The sequence below is a fragment of the Pseudomonas sp. B1-22 genome, assembly GCF_050474425.1.
In the GTDB taxonomy this organism is placed as follows: domain Bacteria; phylum Pseudomonadota; class Gammaproteobacteria; order Pseudomonadales; family Pseudomonadaceae; genus Pseudomonas.
Genome location: NZ_JBCHVH010000001.1, coordinates 1,001,474 through 1,022,687 on the forward strand (window position 1 = coordinate 1,001,474; position 21,214 = coordinate 1,022,687).

The 21,214-nt window shown below is 62.4% G+C and carries 18 protein-coding genes; 10 read left to right on the top strand and 8 right to left on the bottom strand.

What is annotated here, in order from left to right; translation table 11 throughout:
• Nucleotides 1-7 precede the first annotated feature (7 nt).
• The 7 genes from ACQ5BL_RS04710 to ACQ5BL_RS04740 all read left to right on the top strand — a co-directional run bounded on the left by ACQ5BL_RS04710 (nt 8) and on the right by ACQ5BL_RS04740 (nt 7,842).
• Complete coding sequence (locus ACQ5BL_RS04710) at nt 8-967, top strand: WD40/YVTN/BNR-like repeat-containing protein (RefSeq protein ID WP_430292817.1); 960 nt, start codon at nt 8-10, stop codon at nt 965-967.
• A gap of 212 nt (nt 968-1,179) precedes the next feature.
• On the top strand, nt 1,180-2,550 hold the full coding sequence (locus ACQ5BL_RS04715) for an NAD(P)/FAD-dependent oxidoreductase (RefSeq protein WP_430292818.1): 1,371 nt from the start codon (nt 1,180-1,182) through the stop codon (nt 2,548-2,550).
• 215 nt (nt 2,551-2,765) lie between these two features.
• Nucleotides 2,766-4,268 (top strand): flavin monoamine oxidase family protein, encoded by a 1,503-nt coding sequence (locus ACQ5BL_RS04720; protein ID WP_430292819.1) that lies wholly within the window; start codon nt 2,766-2,768, stop codon nt 4,266-4,268.
• An 8-nt stretch (nt 4,269-4,276) separates the two neighbouring features.
• Complete coding sequence (locus tag ACQ5BL_RS04725) at nt 4,277-4,930, top strand: c-type cytochrome (protein ID WP_430292820.1); 654 nt, start codon at nt 4,277-4,279, stop codon at nt 4,928-4,930.
• 37 nt (nt 4,931-4,967) lie between these two features.
• Nucleotides 4,968-5,630, top strand: coding sequence for a hypothetical protein (locus ACQ5BL_RS04730; protein ID WP_320516431.1), 663 nt, complete (start codon nt 4,968-4,970; stop codon nt 5,628-5,630).
• A gap of 56 nt (nt 5,631-5,686) precedes the next feature.
• Nucleotides 5,687-7,174 carry a flavin monoamine oxidase family protein gene (locus ACQ5BL_RS04735; RefSeq protein WP_430292821.1) on the top strand — a complete coding sequence of 496 codons (1,488 nt, stop codon included), beginning with the start codon at nt 5,687-5,689 and terminating at the stop codon, nt 7,172-7,174.
• Nucleotides 7,171-7,842, top strand: a complete 672-nt coding sequence (locus ACQ5BL_RS04740) for a c-type cytochrome (protein ID WP_320516433.1) — start codon at nt 7,171-7,173, stop codon at nt 7,840-7,842. The genes ACQ5BL_RS04735 and ACQ5BL_RS04740 overlap by 4 nt, the downstream gene beginning before the upstream one ends.
• Nucleotides 7,843-7,903: 61 nt before the next feature.
• Here ACQ5BL_RS04740 and ACQ5BL_RS04745 read toward each other — a convergent pair whose 3' ends face one another.
• The 6 genes from ACQ5BL_RS04745 to ACQ5BL_RS04770 form a co-directional block, all read right to left on the bottom strand.
• The gene (locus ACQ5BL_RS04745; protein ID WP_430292822.1) at nt 7,904-8,620 is read right to left on the bottom strand and encodes a TetR/AcrR family transcriptional regulator; all 717 of its coding nucleotides are present in this window, start codon (nt 8,618-8,620) and stop codon (nt 7,904-7,906) included.
• A gap of 100 nt (nt 8,621-8,720) precedes the next feature.
• A complete protein-coding gene (locus ACQ5BL_RS04750; RefSeq protein ID WP_430292823.1) occupies nt 8,721-9,017 on the bottom strand; it encodes an EthD family reductase in 297 nt (98 codons plus the stop codon).
• 74 nt (nt 9,018-9,091) lie between these two features.
• Nucleotides 9,092-9,508: a RidA family protein gene (locus tag ACQ5BL_RS04755; RefSeq protein ID WP_430292824.1), complete on the bottom strand. Its 417-nt coding sequence runs from the start codon at nt 9,506-9,508 to the stop codon at nt 9,092-9,094.
• Nucleotides 9,509-9,892: 384 nt separating this feature from the next.
• Nucleotides 9,893-10,861 (bottom strand): alpha/beta hydrolase, encoded by a 969-nt coding sequence (locus ACQ5BL_RS04760; protein WP_320516437.1) that lies wholly within the window; start codon nt 10,859-10,861, stop codon nt 9,893-9,895.
• Between the two features lie 29 nt (nt 10,862-10,890).
• Nucleotides 10,891-12,528, bottom strand: a complete 1,638-nt coding sequence (locus tag ACQ5BL_RS04765) for a 3-(methylthio)propionyl-CoA ligase (RefSeq protein ID WP_430292825.1) — start codon at nt 12,526-12,528, stop codon at nt 10,891-10,893.
• A gap of 95 nt (nt 12,529-12,623) precedes the next feature.
• Nucleotides 12,624-14,132 carry a flavin-containing monooxygenase gene (locus ACQ5BL_RS04770; RefSeq protein ID WP_430292826.1) on the bottom strand — a complete coding sequence of 503 codons (1,509 nt, stop codon included), beginning with the start codon at nt 14,130-14,132 and terminating at the stop codon, nt 12,624-12,626.
• 134 nt (nt 14,133-14,266) lie between these two features.
• Between ACQ5BL_RS04770 and ACQ5BL_RS04775 the strand changes: the two genes are divergently transcribed.
• On the top strand, nt 14,267-15,277 hold the full coding sequence (locus tag ACQ5BL_RS04775) for an AraC family transcriptional regulator (RefSeq protein ID WP_430292827.1): 1,011 nt from the start codon (nt 14,267-14,269) through the stop codon (nt 15,275-15,277).
• A 40-nt stretch (nt 15,278-15,317) separates the two neighbouring features.
• On the opposite strand, the gene ACQ5BL_RS04780 is transcribed toward ACQ5BL_RS04775, so the two are convergent.
• Nucleotides 15,318-16,010: a hypothetical protein gene (locus ACQ5BL_RS04780; RefSeq protein WP_430292828.1), complete on the bottom strand. Its 693-nt coding sequence runs from the start codon at nt 16,008-16,010 to the stop codon at nt 15,318-15,320.
• A 558-nt stretch (nt 16,011-16,568) separates the two neighbouring features.
• On the opposite strand from ACQ5BL_RS04780, the gene ACQ5BL_RS04785 reads away from it, so the two are divergent.
• Nucleotides 16,569-18,677 (top strand): 3-hydroxyacyl-CoA dehydrogenase NAD-binding domain-containing protein, encoded by a 2,109-nt coding sequence (locus ACQ5BL_RS04785; RefSeq protein ID WP_430292829.1) that lies wholly within the window; start codon nt 16,569-16,571, stop codon nt 18,675-18,677.
• Between the two features lie 52 nt (nt 18,678-18,729).
• Nucleotides 18,730-19,512 (top strand): SDR family NAD(P)-dependent oxidoreductase, encoded by a 783-nt coding sequence (locus tag ACQ5BL_RS04790; RefSeq protein ID WP_430292830.1) that lies wholly within the window; start codon nt 18,730-18,732, stop codon nt 19,510-19,512.
• Between the two features lie 70 nt (nt 19,513-19,582).
• Here the strand turns inward: ACQ5BL_RS04790 and ACQ5BL_RS04795 are convergent, their stop codons facing one another.
• Nucleotides 19,583-21,139 carry a flavin-containing monooxygenase gene (locus ACQ5BL_RS04795; RefSeq protein ID WP_430292831.1) on the bottom strand — a complete coding sequence of 519 codons (1,557 nt, stop codon included), beginning with the start codon at nt 21,137-21,139 and terminating at the stop codon, nt 19,583-19,585.
• Between the last annotated feature and the right edge of the window lie 75 nt (nt 21,140-21,214).

The window sequence follows — 21,214 nt, forward strand, 5'->3', positions numbered from 1 at the left end:
GAACAGCATGGGATTCAAGCTTTCAAGCATGGCTGGGCTGATGGCCATCGCGCTGCCGCTTTCGGCGGTCAGTGCCGCGCCGCTACAGCCTGCGCCGGCCACCGTAGCAGTGAATGCAACGGCCGCGTCCATGCTCGCCGCTGTGTGGGCCACGGACCACCTGGTGGCAGTGGGGGATCATGGAGTGGTCCTGCTCACGGATGCGCAGGGGCGGAACCTTCGCCAGGCGCACTCGGTTCCGCTGTCGAGCCCGCTCACTGGGGTGTCCTTCGTCGACGCCCAGCAGGGCTGGGCCGTGGGTCATTGGGGTGCCATCGTGCAGACGACCGATGGCGGCAACAACTGGCAGATCCAGCGAGTGGATACCGAGGTGGATCGGCCGCTGTTCGCCGTGCACTTCTTCGATTCCCAGCACGGCGTCGCCGTCGGGCTGTGGTCGCTGGTGCTTACCACTGACGATGGTGGCAAGACCTGGAGCGAACAGACGCTGACGCCGCCGCCAGGAGCGAAGCGAGCCGACCTGAACCTCATGGGGCTCTTCAGCGATACGCGCGGAACCCTCTATGCGCCCGCCGAGCGTGGCCAGTTGCTGCGCTCGGACGACCGCGGCAAAAGCTGGAGTTACATCGATACCGGCTACAACGGCACCCTGTGGTCCGGGGCCGTCCTCGAGGACGGCAGCCTGTTGGTGGGAGGTCAGCGCGGAACGCTGTTGCATGGCAATGCCAATGGGCAGGGCTGGCAGCGGGTTCCTCTGCAGAGCAAGGGGTCGATCACCGCCATTTCGGTTTCCGGCCGCCAGGTCCTCGCGGTCGGGCTGGATGGACTCATGGTCAAGAGCGTCGATGGCGGGCAACGATTCGAGGAGCAGCAGGCACCTGAGAGTGTCTCGCTGACCGCCTCGGTCCTCGATGCGACGGGTTCACCCATGCTCTTTTCGCAGCGCGGGGTGCTAGCCGGGCAATAAGGTTTCGGAGGAGCTTCCAGCCGCTCGTTGCATCCTCCCTTCAAGGGGCCAGATTGCTCTGCCCCTTTTTTTTTCAAGTCCGTGGGCTGGTGCTGAAGGCAGCGCCAAGGTGTTGTTTCGACCGGCCTTTTATTTGCATAACAGTTGTTGCGTGAATTAAATCGCCTTGATAAATTGGCCTAAAATAATAAGGGCCGACCAGGAGACCTCTCATGCCTGAGACTCGTCGGAACGACACAATCGAAACCGTTTCGGGGCCCGCGCGCTTTCGTCAGCTGGGTGGCTGGCTGGAGCGCCCCGATGACCTGCAGCCCCAGCTGGAAGGGGATGTCAGCGCCGATGTGATCGTGGTTGGGGCGGGCTTTGCCGGTCTCTCCACGGCCCTTGAACTTACTGCGCTGGGCGCCAAGGTGGTGGTGCTGGAGCAGGAGTTCTCCGGTTTCGGCGCCAGTGGCCGTAACGCCGGTTACCTCGCCGGAGGGCAGGGGCTGGAGTACGAGCTGTTCCTCAAGCGCGTCGGGCGTGACAAGGCCCGGGCCATAGTGAAGTTCTACGACGAAGGCGTCAGCTACGTGGAACGGCGGCTCGATGAGCTGGGCATCGATTGCGACTACAACGCTACCGGCATCATCCGTGCGGGCGTGCACCCCTCCCAGGAAAAACGGCTTCGCGAGAGCATGCAAATGGGCATCGATCTGGGCTCGCCCGCGCAGTTCCTGGACAGCGCCGCCATGCGTGCCCGCGGCATCCCGCCGGCCTTCCTGTTCGGCAGCTATCTCCCCACCGGTGGCACCCTGAACCCAGGCAAGTACGTCCTGGGGCTGCGGCGCGCGGCGATTCAGGCTGGAGTCCGGCTCTACGAACGCACCCCGCTGCTCAGCTATAGCGAAGGCGCGGTGATCAAGTGCAAGACCGCGCGCGGCAGCGCCAGCGCTCGGCACCTGGTGTTCGCCACCAACGCCTATACCCCGCAACTGGGCCTGCTGCGCAACAAGGTCATGCCCATCAAGGTATCGGCGATCGAAACCGAACCGCTTTCCGCAGCGCAGCTCGCATCCTTGGGATGGCCCAACCGCGAAGGGATCACTACGTCCCATCTGACCATGGAAAGCCATCGCCTGACGGCGCACAACACGCTGGTCCTGACCACCAAGCGCATCAGCTACGTGTACGGCGGCAAGACGCCGAACGAGCCTGACAGCGCCGCCTACCAGTCATTGGCCGAAGGGCTCAATGCTCGCTTCCCGACCCTGCGCGGGCTGGGGATCGCACACTGCTGGAGCGGCTACATCAGCCTTGCCTTCGATGCCTTGCCGGTCGTAGGGGAAACAGGCTCGAAGCAGAACATTCTCTACACCGCAGGGTGTTCCGGGCATGGCGTGGGCACCCAGTCGTATATCGGCCAACTGCTGGCGGAGCGAATCGGCGGTATCGAGCATCCGTCCCTGTCGGCCTTGCGCCACACCACGCCGTCGCTGCTTCCCGAGCCCCTGCAGTGGTGCGCCATGACGCTGGCGCTGGGGACTGCAAACCAGCTGGACAGCTTTACCAATCGGCGCGTGCGAAAGGGCAGCGCTGGATAGGAGAGGGAGAGGTTCCCCCTAGCGAATCCCCCCGCTGGCACTGGGTTGCCGGTTCCGGAGGATCGACCCGGGACGGAATGAAATCAGCAGGAGCCACCTGTCGCTGGAGCGGCCTTCAACGAAGCCTCTCCCGTCAGGTGGAGCGACATCGTATTGCCTGAAGAAAGCTCCGCAGGGAGCTAACCAAAAAAGAACAATTGCGTGAGGTGCCGAATATGGCCAAGCAGTCCTCTTCTGGACATTCATTCGACCTGGGGCGAAGGCAACTGCTCAAGTTCGCCGGCGCCTCGATGGCTGTGGGCGGTCTGGGGCTTAGCGTCGGGCAGGCCAATGCCAGCGAGAAGGCCGGCGATGATCAAGGCTCGACCGGCGGTGCGGATGCGGTACTGGATGTCGTGATCATCGGCGCGGGGCTGGCAGGCCTGACCGCGGCGCGTGATCTGCAAATGGCGGGCTGCGATTCATTCGCCGTACTTGAGGCCCGCGACCGCGTGGGCGGGCGAACCCTCAACCATGACCTGGGCTCGGGGTTCGTCTCCGAGGCCGGTGGTCAATGGATCGGCCCCGGCCAGACGGCCGTGGCGGACCTCGCCCGTGAGCTTGAGGTGGACACTTTCCCGACCTTCTATGGGGGCCGGACCGTTGTCCTGGGCGGCGCCGACGGGCGTGTCGAGGTCGACATGCATGGGAGCTTCGGCACCGACGAGACCATTGCCGCAAAGCTCAGCGAGCTCTCTCGGGAGGTCCCTAGCGGGGCGCCGTGGAAGTCTCCCAGGGTCGCCGAGCTGGACAAGCTGTCGATGGGTGACTGGCTGGCCAGCCAGAACGTGAAGCCGGAGGATCGGCCCGGCTGGGATGCCAGCCTTACCCTGACCTGCGGGGTGATGCCGGCGAAGATGAGCCTGCTGCATTACCTATCGATGATCAACTCGGCCAGTTGCCGGTACGAGCAGCTGGATTCGATCAAGGACAGCGCCCAGGGAACGCGCCTGGTCGGCGGCTCCCAGATCCTTTCCATCAAGATGGCGCAGCAGTTAGGCCAAAAGGTCCGATTGGCCTGTCCGGTACGCAGGATCTCCGGATGGGACCAGAAGGTTGTCACCCTGCATACCGACCAGGGCGAGGTACGTGCGCGCAAGGTCATCATGGCGATCCATCCGGCGCTGTGCAATCAACTGCAGTTCGACCCACCGTTGCCTGAAGGGCGAGCCGCCCTGCAGCGCGCCTGGCCCGCGCACTCGCCAGCACGCAAGACAGTGATGGTCTACCCGCGCCCGTTCTGGCGCGACAAGGGGCTGAACGGCCACACCCTCCAGGTCAACGGCCCGGTTATCTGGGCGTACGACAACTCGCCGCCCGGTGGAGAGATCGGCGTCATCAACGCCTTCGTCATCAATGCGAAAGTCCCGTCCGACCTGGGCGAGGCCAAGCGCGTCCTGGCCCAGACCTATGCCCGAAGCCTCGGCGAGGAAGCCCTGAAGCCGACAGCCTACAGCGAGCACGACTGGGGGCTCGCCGATCCCTGGACCATCACCTGTGTCTCGGCAATCCCTCCGGGCTTCTGGAGCACCCATGGCGAGTCCCTCCACCCGAGCTGCGGAAACCTCTACTGGTCGGGAACGGAAACGGCGGACATCTGGGCCGGCTACATGGATGGCGCGGTGCGCTCGGGGCATCACAGCGCCCTGCAGGTCCTCAACGCATTGCGCCAGGTGTAGGAGAAAAAATGAAGAAGCTCATCGCACTGGGCGTGCTGGCCGTTATCGCGCTGCTTGCCGCCTTCTATGGCCGGGACTTGCTGGGCCTGTACCACCTGCAGAACTACATCACCACCTCGACCGAAGCCTACGAGGCGGAAGGTCCCTGGCCGCATCTGACGGATGTCTGCGCCGGTTGCCACGGTACCCGTGGCAGCTCGCTGCATCAGCGCTATCCGAGCCTGGCGGCACAACCCGCCCAGTACCTGACGACCCAGTTGCACAACTTCGCCAAGGGTCAGCGCATCTTCCCCAACATGCAGCCGTTGGCGATGACGCTCAGCGAGTCGGAGATCCAGCAGATCGCCGATTACTACTCCCGGCAGCCCGCCCCCGATAACGCTAGCTTCAGAGCAGACAGCGGGCTCCAGGCATCAGGCAAGCAGCTGGTGGCTACGCGAGGTTGCGTTGCCTGCCATGGCGAGAAGCTGCAGGGGCAGGGCCAGTTCCCGCGCCTGGCGGGGCAGGGCTACGAGTACCTGGTGGCACAGCTCGACGCCTTTGCCAGCGGCCATCGTAGCGAGCCCACCGGTGCCATGAAGGCCATGGCCGCTGCTTTGTCGGCGGACGAGCGAAAAGCCGTCGCGACCTATCTCGCGAGCCTCGCAACACAAAACAAATGACCGATTGAACATACAGAAACGAATCGAGAGCACCCACATGAGCTTTAGAGAATTCGCCGTTTGCCTTGCAGCATTCCTTCTCATCTTGTCCGGGCTTGTATTCGGCATCAAGTTCCTCAGAAAGCGGAACTACCTATTGGGACTGGAGTGGCTGGTCGTGGCCTTCTCGGCAACCAACGCGCTTCTATATTTCACGATGGGCTGGGTGGCATCCAGCTACATCTCGCTCTTCTGCGACGCCTTCTCGCGCGGCTTCGGCATCCCGATCGTCGCAGTCATTGGCATGATGGCGGTGACGCACGGCTACAAGCCATCGATCGCCAAGGACTTCCTCTTCTTTGGCGCGGCGATCGCCGGCACCTTCGTGCTGGTCCTGTCCAGTGCTATCGCCAAGCCGCTGCCGTATTTCTACGTGGTCATGTGGAGCCTCTACTCGGTTTACCTAGCGTTCGTCATCTGCAAACTGGCGAATGTCGGCGAGTACCTGCATGCAGTGGGGTTGACCGTCTCGCTGTTGGCGGGCCAAGCGATCGCCACCATCTACGATTTCTACAAAATTCCCGGCGACGACGAGACGAAAACCGTCTTCTACACCTTCGCCATGCTGGTCTGGGCCTACAACATCGGGCAGACGTACTTCGCCTACTGCGCCTTGGAGCGCGGCGGCAAGAAGGCCGGGGCCGTTTTGCAGGCTCGGTGATGGACGCCCGTTGCCTAGCGAATTCCTTGAAGCAGTCCTGATACGTAGAGGCCACGATGAGTGCCGATAACAATGAACTGCCTCAGCAGGCACGCCAACGGCGTTTGCTGCTGCAGGCACTGGGTAGCGCAGCCGTGATGGGCGGCCTGTCGCTGAGCGGGAGGGCAGCAGCACAGGCTTTGCAGTCCTCCTCCGATGATGTGCTCGATGTGGCGATCCTCGGTGGCGGCCTTGCCGGCCTTACCGCCGCGCGTGACCTGCTGAGTGCCGGTTGCGAGTCCTTCGTGGTGCTCGAAGCGAGGGGCCGGGTGGGTGGCCGGACCTACAATCACGACCTGGGCAAAGGCGTCGTTTCGGAGGCCGGCGGGCAATGGATCGGCCCGGGCCAGACCGCCGTCATGGACCTTGCCCGGCAGTTGGAGGTGGATACCTTCCCCACTTATTACCAGGGCAAGACCGTCTACCTGATGGACGATGCCCGAGTCGAGGAAGACGCCAGCGGTGGCCCGAACTCCAATGCCGCGCTGGTCGGCAAGCTGAACGAAATGGCCCGCTCCGTGCCCGCCGCCACGCCCTGGACGGCGCCGGATGCCGAGGCGCTCGACCAGCGGACCATCGGTCAATGGCTGGCGGAGCAGGGGGCGAGCAAGCTGGACAGGATTGGTTTCGACATGTCCATCAGCCTGAGCTTCGGCAGCTCGCCGGCCGGCGTGAGCCTGCTGCACTACCTGTCGATCATCAATACCTCGGGCTGCAGCCTAGAACGCCTCGAAGGCATCAAGGATGGTGCGCAGGAGACGCGTTTCGTTGGTGGCTCGCAGATCCTCAGCACCCGGATGGCCCAGGGGCTGGGCGACAAGGTCAGGCTCTCCTGCCCTGTGCGCCGGATCGTCGGCTGGGATCGGGATGTCGTCGAATTGCACACCGACCAGGGCGTCATCCGCGCTCGCCAGGTCATCGCCGCGATCAATCCCGCGCTGTGCAACCAGATCGCGTTCGACCCTCCGCTGCCCGAAGGGCGCGCGCAGTTGCAGCGCCTGTGGCCCGCACATGCGCCGATGCGCAAGACCGTGCACGTCTACGAGCGGCCTTTCTGGCGCGACAAGGGGCTGAACGGCCAGATCGTCCAGGTGGAAGGGCCGCTGATCTGGGCCTATGACAATTCGCCGCCGGACGGCAGCGTTGGCGTCCTCAACGCCTTCGTCCGGACCGGGCAGTTGCCCAGCGACCCTGCGCGCGCGCGTGACATCCTTTCCGCCATTTTCGCCCAGGGTATCGGGGATGAAGCCCTGCACCCGCTGCAGTTCCACGACCACGACTGGGGCAAGGTCGACCCCTGGTCGCTGACGTGCATCGCCCCCATGCCGCCGGGACTGTGGACCAGACTGGGCCAATTCCTGCGTCCTTCGGTTGGGCGACTGATCTGGTCCGGTACCGAAACCGCGGAAATCTGGCCGGGTGCCATGGATGGTGCGGTTCGCTCCGGCCATCGTGCGGCGCTGGAAGCCCTTCAAGGACTGGTTCAAGACAGGAAGCGTGCATGATGAAGCGAGTCATTCTTGCGGTCTCCGCGCTGGCGGTGGTCGCCGCTGCCGCAGCCGCGATCGTCTACGGGCCGCCGATGTGGGAGGGCTACCGCTTCATGGAGGCACTGGATGCCCACGACGCCCAGTACCAGGCCAACGGTGGCGCCTGGCCGCAGCAGCAGGACACCTGTGCGCTGTGCCACGGCGCCAATGGCCAGCCCGGCAACGGCCGTTATGCGGCGCTGGCCGGGCAGTCGGCTGCGTATCTGGAGGCTCAGTTGCACGCCTTCGCCCAAGGAAGCCGGCGCAGTGGGCCGATGGAGGCGCTCGCGGCGAGCCTGAGCGACGAGCAGATCAAGTCGCTGGCAAGCTACTACGCGCGACAGAAAGCGGGAATCACCGAGACGGTCATCGTGGATCGGGCGCTGGACGAGCAGGGCAAGGCGCTGGTGGCTGCGCGGGGTTGCGCCGCCTGCCACGGTGAGGGCTTGTCAGGTGGGCAGATCGGTCCGCGCATCGCCGGGCAGGGGCAGTACTACCTGAAGGATCAGCTCGATGCCTTCAGGCAGGGGCGGCGCAAGGACCCGAGCCAGGCCATGAATGCCATGGCCGCGACCTTGAGCGATGCGGATATTGCGGCGGTATCCCACTATCTGGCCAATCTGGCGCCCAGTGCCAGTCACTGAGCGCAGGCCGGTGAGCAGCGATGCTCATCGGCCTGGCCGTCCGGTAGGGAAATGCCAGGGCTCATTTCTTCCCGGCGCGGCCCTTTCCAGTGGCGGCCGGCTTCGCCTGTGCCACCGGAGGTGTGATCAGGGCAAGGACGGCACTGAGCAAGGCCTTCTTCCTGGCGGGGGTGAACCGGTTGGGCTCGATGGGCTTGGCCATCATCCAGCCATCGCCCATGGCACTGATCAGGTCGGAGAGCACGGAGGCGTCGATATCATCACGGATCATGCCATCCCGCTGCCCCTGGGCCAGAATCGAGGAGAAAACCTCCCTGAAGCGCGAGTAGCGCAGTTGGAAGACTTCGGCAAACGCCGGTTCATGTCGGGCATGGGCCATCAGCTGGAACAGCGCCAGCCAGGAGTTGGGCTCATCGGCCTTGGTCCAGTTCAGCCATTCCTTGATCAGCTCACCGATATCGAAGGATTCGACGTCTGCATCCAACAGGGTGTCGAACTCGTCGAACAGGTACTGCACGGCCGCCGTGACCATCTCTTCCTTGTTGGCGAAGTAGTAAGTTACGGCGCCGGTGGTGCACCCGGCCTGTTGCGCAACCTTGCGCATCGAGGCGCCGGCATAGCCTTCCTGGGCGATCACCGCGATCACCGCCAGCAGCAGTTCAGTTCGTTTTTCTTCATGATTGCCGACGGGCCTGCCGCGGCGTGCGCGCTGTACGGGTTTGGCTTCGGTGGTCGGGCGGCGAGTGCCCGCGGGGGCGGAGCGGCGAGAGTCAGGCATGGCGTCAGTGTATTCCGAGCGTGAAGGTTCGCGGCACAGGCGATCGAGGCGCCCAGCATAGGAAATTTACCGGGCGAACGCACCTGCTCCAGGGAAGGCGTCAGTCATCCGCCCGGAATATCGACGGGGTAATGCTGGTGAAACGGGGGACATCCTGCATGACCTCGAGAGTCTGCGGGGAAGACAGCGCCGCATCGATGGCGGCCTGGTCGCGGAAGCGCATGATCACCATCGCCACCAGTGGCTGCGCGCCGGCTGCTGGAAAGAGCACCTCGGCCGACTCCAGCCCGAATGCGGCCCAGGCGTCCTGCACCAGTGGAATGTGCGTGGCCAGGTAATAGTCACGATCGAAGGTTGCGTTTTCGCTGATCGGGTAGCTGACTGTCAGAGTTGCCATGGCTGCTTTATCTCCTTGTGCTTGGGCACGTCATGAGCCTCGGGGCCCATACGGCCCGCCGAGGCTCTCATGTTTCAGGCCTTGCCGCTACCGGCTACGGCCATGGCGCGAACCTCTACGCGCAGCTCGGGCAGCGCCAGTTGCGTGATGCCCACCGCGGTCCAGGCGGGATAGCGGCTGGGGAAATACTCATCCTTGACCTGGCCGAAGGCGTGGACTTCCCCTTGCAGGTCGGTATGGAAGGTCGTCAGTTCCACGACGTCGTCCAGGCTCGCGCCCGCTTCTTCCAGGACGTTTCGCAGGGCTTGGAAGGCCAGGTGGGACTGCTGGGTGATATCCTCGCCAATGGTCATATCGGCAGCGATGCCTACCTGGCCGGATACCCAGATGATGTCACCCACACGGTTGGCCTGGGAGAAGTGATAGTTGTCGTAGATCGCCTGGGTGTGGGGAGGATTGATCAGCTCCCGCTTCGAAGGTTGAGCACTCACGGCATGTCTCCATTTATGGGTTTTGTTGGATGACGCGGAAGCAGAAGGGGACCGATGCGCGACCTCGCCGACCCTGCAGGTGGGCTACAGGATTGCCCGGCAGCGCATCGGTGCCCCCTTCCGCTGATCAGCAGCGTAGCAATTGCTCGAATTATGAGCAACGACTGTTATTTTAATTGTCCAGCGATCATGCTTAGGCTGACGCGCGGGGGTGCATCGCGTGCCGCACTGATTCCGGTTTCACTGGCAGGTGGTGCCGAGGGGAGTGCGTGAGAGGTGCTGGGCGCGATTGACCCGCAGGGGAGGGAAAAGTGGAGCGTCCTTGCTCCGGAAACCGGTGTGCCACAGCGCTGGGTCAGGGGCCTGCGCCATGGCTGTCAGGCGTCACGATGTTCTGGGAGCGCCTGTCCAACCCGTATGCCGGTTGACGAAGCTGATGATGCTTCGTTTGGCCTCGCGTGCCTGGGGCAGTGCGGCAATCATCTGGAACACGTGCGGGAGCCGCTCCCAGACCTCGAGCTGAACCTGCACGCCCGCTGCAAAAGCCCTGGCAGCGGCACGGGTGGCGTCATCCAGCAGCATTTCTGTACTGCCAACCTGGAGCAGCAGGGGCGGCAATCCGCTGAAGTCACCGAACAGCGGGGAAACCGAAGGATGGGAGTGCATCTCGGCGGGTGCGTAGTAGCCACGGATGGCGACTGCGAACGCCAGCGTGAACATTGGGTCGCGCCGGGCGTTGTACAGGCCACTGGCGCCGCTGAGCGTGAAGTCCAGGAAGGGCGACAGCAGTGCCGCGCAGCTGGGCAGCGGTTTGTTCGCCGACTTCAGGTGCTGCAGCATGGCCAGCGCGAGATTGCCACCGGCGGAATCACCGGCAACGACGATGTCGCTGGGGGCGACGCCCTGGTCCAGTAGCCACTGATAGGCCGTCAGGCAGTTTTCCAGGGCCGTGGGGTAGGGGTGCTCGGGCGCAAGGCCATAGTCCACCAGCAGCGCTCTCGCCCCCAGGGGCTTGCACCAGGACGCCGCCATGCTGGCATACATGTCGGCCGTATAGGCTACGAAGGCCCCGCCATGGATGTAGAGGAGTACGCGCTCCGGCCGGCTGCCACGGTGTGACAGCCATTGGGCACGAACGCCGTCGCAGTCGACGTTTTCGCGCCTGACCTCGGCCAGTATCGCGCGCGGTGCTTGCCGATCCAGCTTGGCCATCTGCCCGCGCAGTTTCGGGATATCGATGTGCAGGCCGTGCCTCCACTTGGTGGACACGCGCAACAGCAGGTTGAGTAGTTCGCGGGTCCAGACGCCCCCACCAGGCTTCATGAAGCGGGTGTACGAGGGGGCACTGGTCAAGCGTCGTTCATGCTGTGTCATGGGGCACCTCAGCGCGGGGAGGGCGCGGCTTCCGGCCAGCGGTAGGCGCTCAGCTGCTCGCGCAGCTGCACCTTGCTGACCTTGCCGGTGGCGGTATGCGGCAGCTCGTCGATGAACACCACGTCATCGGGAATGCAGAACCTGGCGACCTTGCCAGGGTATTCGGCGAGGATTTCCTCCCGGCTCACTTCCCGGTCGGTTTTCTTCACCACCACCAGCAGCGGGCGTTCGTCCCACTTCGGATGGGCGATGCCCAGGGCCGCTGCTTCAGCGACCGCAGCATGGCTCATGGCGATGTTTTCCAGCTCGATGGAGCTGATCCATTCGCCCCCGGACTTGATCACGTCCTTGGAGCGGTCGGTGATCTGCATGAACCCATCGGCATCGAGGGTGGCGACGTCCCCGGTGGGGAACCAGCCGTCCAGCAGCGGGCAGGCATCCTTGCGGTAATAGCTGTCGAGCACCCAGTGGCCGCGAACCAGCAGGGCACCCGAGGTCTTGCCATCGCGAGGCAGCTCGTTGCCGTCGTCATCGACGATCTTTAGGTCGATGCCGAAGGGCGGACGGCCCTGCTTGACCCCGATGGCGAAGCGCGCTTCCTCGTCGAGGTCGAGGTGCGACTGCTTGAGCGTGTTGACCGTGCCCAACGGCGACATCTCCGTCATGCCCCAGGCATGCTGGATGCGGATGCCGAACTCCTGGTGGAAGGCTTGCATCAGCGCGGGTGGGCAGGCGGCGCCGCCGACGATCATGCGCTGCACGCTCGACAGTCGAGTGGCGTTCTTGCGCAGGTGCTGTAACAGGCTCAGCCAGACGGTCGGCACGCCGGCGGAGAAGGTCACCTGCTCATTCTCGAACAGCTCGAAAAGGCTCTCGCCGTCGAGCGCGGCACCGGGAAACACCAGCTTGGCGCCGACCAGAGGGGCTGAGTAGGGCAGACCCCAGGCATTGACGTGGAACATCGGGACGACCGGGAGGATCACATCGCGGGCGGACAGGCACAGGGCGTCCGGCAGCGAGCTGGCGAATGCGTGCAACATCGTCGAGCGGTGGGAGTACAGCACGCCCTTAGGGTTGCCGGTGGTGCCGGAGGTGTAGCACAGCGTGGCAGCGCTATCTTCGTCCAGGCGCGGCCAGATGAACTCGGCGGATTCCGCGGCGAGCAGTTCCTCGTAGCACAGCAGGTTCGGAATGTTGGCCGCCGGCATGTGCTGGCGATCGGTCATCGCTACCCAGTACTTAACGCCGGGGCAGTGGGGGGCGATGCTCTCGACCAGGGAGGTGAAGGTCAGGTCGAAGCACAGCACGTAATCGTCGGCATCATTGACTATCCAGCCGACCTGCTCCGGGAACAGGCGTGGATTGATCGTGTGCGTAATGGCGCCAAAGCCGGATACGCCATAGTACAGCTCCATGTGCCGGTAGCCGTTCCAGGCCAGGGTGCCGACGCGATCGCCATTGCGGACACCCAGCCGGCACAGGGCGTTGGCCAGCCGTTTGCTGCGCGCATGGGCGTCGGCATAGGTGTAGCGGTGAATGCCGCCCTCGAGGGTTCGCGAGACGATCTCGGTGTCGCCGTGGTATCGCTCGGCATGCTCCAAAAGTGAGGAGATGATCAGCGGCAGCTTCATCATTTGGCCTTGCATGTTTCTACCCGTTCTTATTGGTTTTAATCGCTGGGCGCGCGCCCGCGAGAGACCTGCTGATCTCGCACCGCGCGCCTACCTCTGGATGGTGATGCTCAGCCGACGGCGCGCCGGGAAACAGGCGGATTGACCTGGCGCAGGTTCGGTCTGAACGGCGTGAATTTCAGGCGGCTGTCCTCGATCGGGTCCTTGAGCATCATCTTCTTGTCCAGGCTGTAGTTCATGAACACCTTCCAGGGGTAGCCCTTGCCCTGGCGCGGCAGGAAGTTCTTGTCGCGCTGGATGTAGCCCGACTTCATGGAGTCCATGATCCCGTCGTTTAGGGCGTTGCCTTCGTCGTCATAGGGCGCCACGACCTCGAGCTGGTAGCGATCCATGTACTTGAACAGGCGGCACAGGTACTTCGCGGCGAGACTGACCTTCAGCGTCCAGGAAATGTTTGTGTAGCCGAAGATCCACGCCAGGTTGGGCATGTTTTCCAGCAGAACACCCTTGTAGGTCATCTGTTCGTTGACGGGGTAGGGGACGCCATCGATGGACAACTCCACGCCGCCGAGCAACTGCAGCTTTAGGCCGGTCGCCGTGACAATGATGTCCGCGGCCAGTCGCTTGCCGGACTTCAGTAGAATGCCGTTCTCGGTGAAGCGCTCAATGTGGTCGGTCTCGACGGAGGCCTTGCCCTGGCGGAACGCCTTGAACAGGTCACCATCCGGGACAGCGCAGAGCCGTTCGTCCCAGGGCTGGTAACTGGGAGTGAAGTGACGCATATCAACGCCCGGACCGACTTGCCGGCGCACGTGGGACAGGAGGAACTTGCGCATCAGCTTCGGCCATTTGCGGCAGGCAATGTAGACGGCGCGGTACATCAGGATGTTGCGCTTGCGTGCCAGCAGGTAGGCCCAGTTGCCCGGCAGGATGCGCGACAGCACGGCGGTCAGCTTGTCTTCGGCGGGCAGCGAGTAGATGTAGGAGGGCGAGCGCTGAAGCATGGTGACGTGGTCGGCCTTGTCCGCCATGGAGGGGATCAGCGTGGCCGCCGTTGCGCCGCTCCCGATGACGACGACCTTCTTGCCGCTGTAGTCCAGGTTCTCGGGCCAGTGCTGCGGGTGAATGCGGATACCCTTGAAGTTCTCCTGACCCGGGAAATGGGGGAGGAAACCCTCATCGTGATTGTAGTAACCGGTGGCGCAGATCAGGTATTTGCAGCGGTATTCGCGAACGACCCCAGTCTCCTCGTGGAGTGCGCTGACGATCCAGAGCCGATCCTGGGTCGACCAGTCCGCCCCGGTGATCTTCAGGCCATAGTGGATCTTGTCGCTGATGCCGAATTCATGCGCCGTTTCCTGGATGTACCGGCGCAGCGAGGTGCCGTCGGCCAGGATCCGGGTGCTGCGCCAGGGGCGAAACTTGTAGCCGTAGCTGAGCATGTCCGAGTCGGAACGGATGCCGGGGTAGCGGAACAGATCCCAGGTGCCTCCAATGCGATCGCGTCGTTCCAGAATGGCCAGGCTCTTGTCCGGGCACTCCTCGCGCAAATGGCAGGCGGTACCGATGCCCGACAGTCCTGCGCCAATAATCAATACGTCGTAATAATTTTTATTCATGACGTTCTCCGGACCTATTGCATGAACGATAAAACGGTTCCGGATAATTTATGTGTCAATGGGATTTTTATATTGACAATTGGCGACTGGTATTTGACATTGTGCGACATGTATAGCGATGTCGGAAGTGCGTGATGAGCAGCTTGATTCGGGCAACCAATCTATGGGGTTATGACGAATTGGTTCAAGAGTTGGGAGCCGATCCGAACAGGTTTTTATCGCGATTTCATATTCCGCCCGCCCGTCAACGCACGGATGATTCTTTTTATCTCTACCGCAACGCGGTGCTGATGCTTGAAGCAACGGCCGTCGAACTGAAGTGCCCGGATTTCGGCTTGCGCCTGGCCAAATGGCAGGGGCTTGAAATGCTGGGCGCCGTGGCGGTAATTGCAAGGAATTCGACTACGGTTCTTGACGCATTTCAAGCTATCGCCAACTACCTCTATATCCATAGCCCGGCATTGCTTTTGAAACTGCAAATAGACGAAGACGCGGGATGGGTGCAGTTCGAGTTCCAGATCAATGAACTGTCTACCCCCCAGCTTCGCCAGTCCTATGAACTGAGCATGGCCAATGCCATGCAGATACTGAAAATGCTCGCGGGGGAGACCGCGCACCCGATCTTGGTCTCCTTCCTTCACCCGAAGGTCAACGCCTTGAGCGTCTATGAAGGTGTCTTTGGCAGTGAGGTGTTGTTCGAGCAGAGTTGGTGTGGGTGGCGGGTTCCTCTTGCTCTGGTCAGACAGCCTATCGATCAGGCGGATGAGCAGACTTTATATTACGCAACCAACTACCTGAAGTCTCGCTATATGCCGGGAAGTGCCGACCTGACATTGCGAGTCGTTGAGTTGATCGGGCGACTTCTACCCACGGGGCAGTGCAATGTTGAGAATGTATCCATTGGGCTGGCCATGCATCCTAGAACTCTCCAGCGGCGATTGTTGAAGGAGGGGGTTCGATATGAAGACTTGCTGGATGGCGAACGAAAAACACTGGCCGATAAATACCTGAAAGAGTCGGGTTTGCATATGGTGCAGATTGCCGGACTCTTGGGGTATTCGGAACAGAGCGTATTCAGTCGATCCTGTCAGCGTTGGTTCGGAACGACGCCCCGGAAATATCGAGGCCAACTTCAGAAGGGTTGAAGTTGGCCGTGATTAAATTTCCGAGCCGATGTTCTTTCTGTTATCGACGAAGCAACTTGATTCCGAATGCCATCATCCAGGCGGGGAATATCAGGACGATAATGACCAGCAGCAGATAGGAAAGCTGGTCCACTTCCTGGAACATGCCTGCAATAAAGGCAATACCAAAGCACCAGCCGACGAGGGTGAGCGGCAGCAGAATGGAGCGGCTCCAACCTGCTTTCTTCAGCTGCGCCCCAACGACCAGCCCCCAGAACAGGACCAGAGGGCCTTCGCACCACCACAAGCCCTTCTGACTGGCGTTGGCGATTGCGGTCCAGGCGGCCTCGGCAGCGGCTTTAGTGGTCGCGTCCCCGGCGGCGTGAAGCTGCGCCAGGGGATTCACAGCGGCAAGCTGCAGGGAGGCGCCAGTAAGTCCCAGTACGACATAGATCGTAATCGCCAGTGCCGCCATATCGCCCTTGGTTCCCGCCTCCTGGCGTTGGGTGCTCCAGAGATAGCAGCCAATGGCGATCAGGGGCAGGTAGAACCCCAGCAGGTCTGAAAACATCGAGAAGCGGAAGAGTTGTCGTGCTTCTGCGGTCAGGGTGAGCATCGATGCCCCCTGCAGGGTGACTGCCATGTCACCGTTGGTGGCCGCCGCCATCAAGCCCACGTTGAGGTAGGCGAAGATTCCGCCAAGGATCGCGCTCCAGGCGGTCAGTCGCGCGGCAGTGTTCGAGTTTGCGTTCATGGTTCTCCACGAGCTCCGGGAGTGGTGGTCGGAATCGGTAGGTGGCGATGCCGATGGATCGCCACTGACCTCGGCGGACAGTCAACAGGAGCGCCGGCTGGTCTGCACTGGCATCCCTCGGGCACTTGGCTGGAGCAGCGACGAACGAGTGCCGAAGCATTTCCCAGAGCGCCTGGAACGGCTGCTGACTTTCGCGGACTCTATGCGCGCCTTCCATCTTTGCGCAACGACTGTTATGCAAAATAAATGATGGTGATATCTCGTCGCTGCCGTGCTCGCATGGGGGCGATCGGAGCAACCTGCGACCCGTGAATGAATAAACATAACGGATGTTGCGTAATTATTTTGGTCGTTGCTAGATTGGCGCTTCACATGCCGGCCGTGGATCGACGGCAAGTGCCCACTGGGGAACAGGGCGCTCCGGGAGAGGCGCGACACATTGTGGTCCGGGACGACCGTCTGCCCTGAGTTCGACGGGTTGTTGCAGCAATCCTGTAAAAGATGAATCCAGCCGTTCTGGCCCAAGAGGCCTGGGCGGGGTGTCCCGTGGGTGTAGAAATGAGTGACCTGATCCACTACCGCCTTGACGACTGCGTGGCTTTCATCAGCCTCGATCGTGATCCTCTCAACACCCTGGATCGTTCGTTGTGCCGGGCGCTGGTCGATGCGTGCGAACGCGCGGCCGCTGATCCGGCGGTTCAGGCCATGGTGATCCATGGCCACAACGGCCTGTTCAGTGCCGGGAGCGATGCAGGGGCGCCCAGCTCCGACGCTGATTCGGAGGGGTGGGGCATCCCCAGCACCTTGAGCCGATTGGCACGGATCCACAAACCGATGATCGCCGCGATCGGGGGCAAGGCTTTAGGCACCGGATTGGAGTTGGCGCTGGTGTGTGGATACCGGCTTGCTGAGCCCGAGGCCCGACTGGGGCTGCTGGATATCAGCGTCGGCCTGATTCCCGGGGGCGGTGGAACCCAGCGTCTACCGAGGCTGATCGGTGTCGAATCCGCGCTCAATCTGATCCTGTCGGGCGATCAGGTTAGCGCCGAGACAGCTCGCCTCCTGGGGATCGTCGATCGCCTGGCACCCAGCGCGGCGCTCCTGCTGGACGAGGCGCGCCACTATGCGCTTGAGCTGATCGCCTGTTACGCGCCTGCCCGACCCGCTGAAGCCTGGCCAGAGCCAGCAGAAGGGCTTCCTGATGATTTCCTCGCACGATATCGAATAGCTCATGAGCCGCGCTGGAGGAGCCGATTGGCACCACGGCTGGTGCTCTCTGCGATGGAGGCGGCCTGTCTGCTGCCCCTGGAAGAGGGGCTGGCGCGGGAGCTGGCGCTGTTCAAGCAGGCCGAGGCCTCCCGGCAAGCCAAGGCTCTGCGTCATGTGCACCTCGCCGAGCAGGAAATCGTTCGAGATCATGTCGCCGATTCGGCAACTGCACGCAGGCTCGGCAAGGTCGCCATTGTTGGGGCGGGTACCATGGGCGCCGAGATTGCCAGGAGTTTCGTCAATGCCGGTATTTCGGTGGCTCTCCTGGAATCCAATCGTCGTTCTCTGGAGAAAGGGCTGGCGCAGATCCAGGCTAGCTACCTGGCACTTGTCGACCAGGGCGCGATGGTTCGGGAACGCATTCGGCAGCGCATGGACCTGCTGTTCGGCACTTTGGATTTCAACGAGCTGTTCGATGCGGACCTCGTCATCGAGACGGTGGGAGGCACCCTCGAATCGAGGCGGCAGCTCTTCCTCCGCCTGGAAGAGGTCTGCAAGCCAGGCGCCATCCTTGCGACCGGTACTGCCTGCCACGAAGTGGATTCGATCGCAGAAGCCCTTTCACGGCCTGAGGCCCTGGTTGGTCTGCATTACTTCCGCCCAGCGGATGAAATGTTCCTGCTGGAAATTGTTCCGGGTGCGGCCACCAGCAGCGAGGCAGTCGCGGCCGTTGGTCAGCTTGCGCGCCAGGTAAGGAAACTACCGGTCGCTTGCGGGGCTGGATTCGGTTCCATCGGCAAGCGCATGTTCGAGGCCTACACCCGCGAGGCCAGCCGGTTGGTCCTTGAAGGCGCGTCGCCCGCACAGGTGGATCGCGCGCTGACCGCGCTGGACTTGAACATCGGGATCTTCAGTCTGCTGGACCTGATCGGTATCGATGTAAGCCGCATGCTGCAACTGGACCGGAGCATCTCGCATGTGAGAGATGCCAGTTACTGTCGTCTTGGCGAGGCGCTTTATTCGATGGGCCGCTTTGGCTGCAAGAGCGGCCGGGGGTTCTATCAGTACGATGGACTCCAGGCACAGGACGACGAGGAGGTCAACGCACTCGCGGTTCGCCTTGCCGACGAGTTGCGGATCGAGCGGCGTTCCCTGGATGACGAGGAAATACGTGAGCGGTGCCTGTTCGTGATGATCAACGAAGGTCTGCAACTGCTCGACGAGGGTGTCGCTCTACAAGCGCGGGATATCGACCTGGTGTGGGTTCACGGCTATGGCTTCCCGGCCCACCTGGGCGGCCCCATGCACTATGCCGAGCAGCTTGGGCTTGGCAACGTCCTGGCTGGAATTCAGCGCTATCGCAGTGCGCTGGGGGATTACGGCGAGCTGTGGTTCCAGCCGTCGAAGCTGCTGGACGCCCTGGTTACCGCGGAACGCGTTTGCCTGGAAAAGATTTGAGCCGGCCTTTCAACCCAATGTGGCGATCCTGCTGTTCGCCCGGAGTACGTTCATGCAAGACGATTTCACTCAGACCTTTTCCTTGGCCAACAAGACCGTTCTCATCACCGGGGCTTCGAGTGGCATTGGTGCGCATCTGGCGAAGGTAGCGGCTCGTGCTGGTGCGCGCGTGGTACTGGCGGCTCGACGAGTCGAGCGTCTGCAGGAGCTGGAGAAGGATATCGAGTGGTACGGGAAGCAGGCCTTTTCGGTTTCGATGGATGTTACCGATCGTACAGGCGTAGAAGCGGCATTCGACGCCGCCGAGGCACGCTTTGGCGTGGTCGACGTGGTGCTCAACAACGCCGGTATCGGCAATGGGCAGCGTCCGCTGGACATCGATGAAGAGAGCTGGCGCTTGATGCTGTCGACGAACCTCGATGGGGTCTGGCGTGTAGCCCAGGTTGCGGCACAGCGCCTGGCAAGGCACGGACGTTCTGGCAGTATCGTGAACGTCGCATCAGTGCTGGGGCTGCGCGTCGCCACCGGATACAGTCACTACTGCGCCGCCAAGGCTGGCGTCGTGCAGCTTACGAAGTCGTTGGCGTTGGAGCTTGCCCGTTACCACATCCGCGTAAATGCCATTGCTCCGGGCTATTTCAGCACGGAAATGAATGCGGACTTCTTTGCCGGCGGGAAGAGCGATGACTACATCCGCTCCGCGGTGCCGCTGCGCCGCCTGGGCAACCTCACCGAGCTGGAGGGGCCTTTCCTGTTGCTCGCCAGCGACGCCGGCTCGTTCATGACCGGCAGTGTCCTGGCTGTTGACGGTGGGCACCTGGTCAGCAGTATGTAAGCGGTGCGGTTCGCCCTATCAGGAATGCGAAGGGGCTCGTTCGGGGCCCCTCGCTGGCGTCGATGCCGTGTCAGGCCGGTTCGGCCTGCGTTGATGCCTGCCTGGCCGCGGTCACCTTCGACGAGCAGCGCAGGAAACGATAGTCATGGGCTGGGAGGTGCCGCGTGGCCAGCCAATAGCGCCAGGTGGACCAAGGCCACATGGAGAAATTCTTGCCGTCGGCCTGCTGGTACCAGCTGACGCAGCCGGAGTTCCAGACAGTGCCTTTGAGGGCATCCTGTACGCGCTCGTTGAAGCGGCGCTGGGCGTCAGGCCTGACGTCCAGGAAATCGGCGCCCCGAGCGCGCAATGCCTGTATCGACTCGAGGATGTAGTGCACCTGAGCCTCGATCATGAAAATGATCGAGTTGTGCCCGAGCGCGGTATTGGGGCCGACCAGCTGGTGCAGGTTCGGGTAACCGGCGACATGAACGCCCAGGTACGCTTCAGAACCGTCCTTCCAGTCTTTCATCAGTTCATGACCAGGCAGGCCGCTGCACGGGAAGTCCTTCATGTACAGGCGCGGATCGACCTGGAAGCCCGTGCCGTAGATGATGCAGTCGACCAGCAACTCGCGTCCGCTGCGAGTCACGACTGAGTGTTCGCGAATCTCGGCGATACCGTCATCGACCAGCTCGACGTTCGCCCGGTTGAACATCGGGTACCACTTGTTGGAAATCAGGATGCGCTTGCAGCCGAGCACATAGTCGGGCGTAAGTCGACGGACCAGGTCCGGATCCTGCACCTGGTGGCGGATGAACAGACCTGCCAGTGATTGCAGGCGCCGCGCCAGCCAGGGCGTGAAGATTGGCCATACGCGCGATTCGTTGCTCCAGTACAGCCGTGCGCGATGCAGCTTTCGCAGGAGCGGGACGCGAGCGAAGAGCGTCTTTCGCCACTGCGGATAGCGGCGCGTGTCGCGCGGGATGACCCAGGCAGGGCTGCGTTGCAGGACGTAGAGCTTATCAACCGCGGGAGCGATTTCCGGACAGTACTGGATCGCGCTTCCGCCGGTGCCGATGGAGATCACCCGTTTACCCCTGAGGTCGTAGCCGTGATCCCATTGGGCGGAGTGGAAGCTCTTGCCCTTGAAGCGTTCGATACCCTTGAACCTGGGGGTGGACGGTACATGGAGGGGGCCTGAGGCCAATACCACGTGTCGGGCGATGACTTCGTCTCCGCGCGTGGTGTTCAGGTGCCAGTGGCCTGTCGATTCATCGAAGTGCGCCGCGCAGACCTCGCTACCGGTGCGAATGTAGCGGCGCAGGCCATAGCGCCTGGTGGTATCGAGGATGTAGTCCTGAATCTCGTTCCAGGGTGCATAGCGTTGGCTCCAGTCCGCCTTGCCAGCGAAGGAAAACGAGTAGAGGTGCGATTGCACGTCGCAGGCGGCGCCTGGATAGCTGTTGTCTCGCCAGGTGCCGCCGACCTCATCTGCCTTTTCCAGCAGAACGAAGCGCGACTCACCGCGTTCGAGCAACTGAATGGCGGTGCAGAGGCCGCCGAAGCCGGCGCCGATAATCGCCACTTCGACGGTGAGTGGGGAAGAGGGGTTGGCAGATTCTGAGAGGACGCTACGGTCGGTCATTGGACGGCTCCATTGTTGTTGTGCGTGCTGGCACTTTAATGGGCCGACTTTTCGTGGGGATATGTTAGTGTTTCA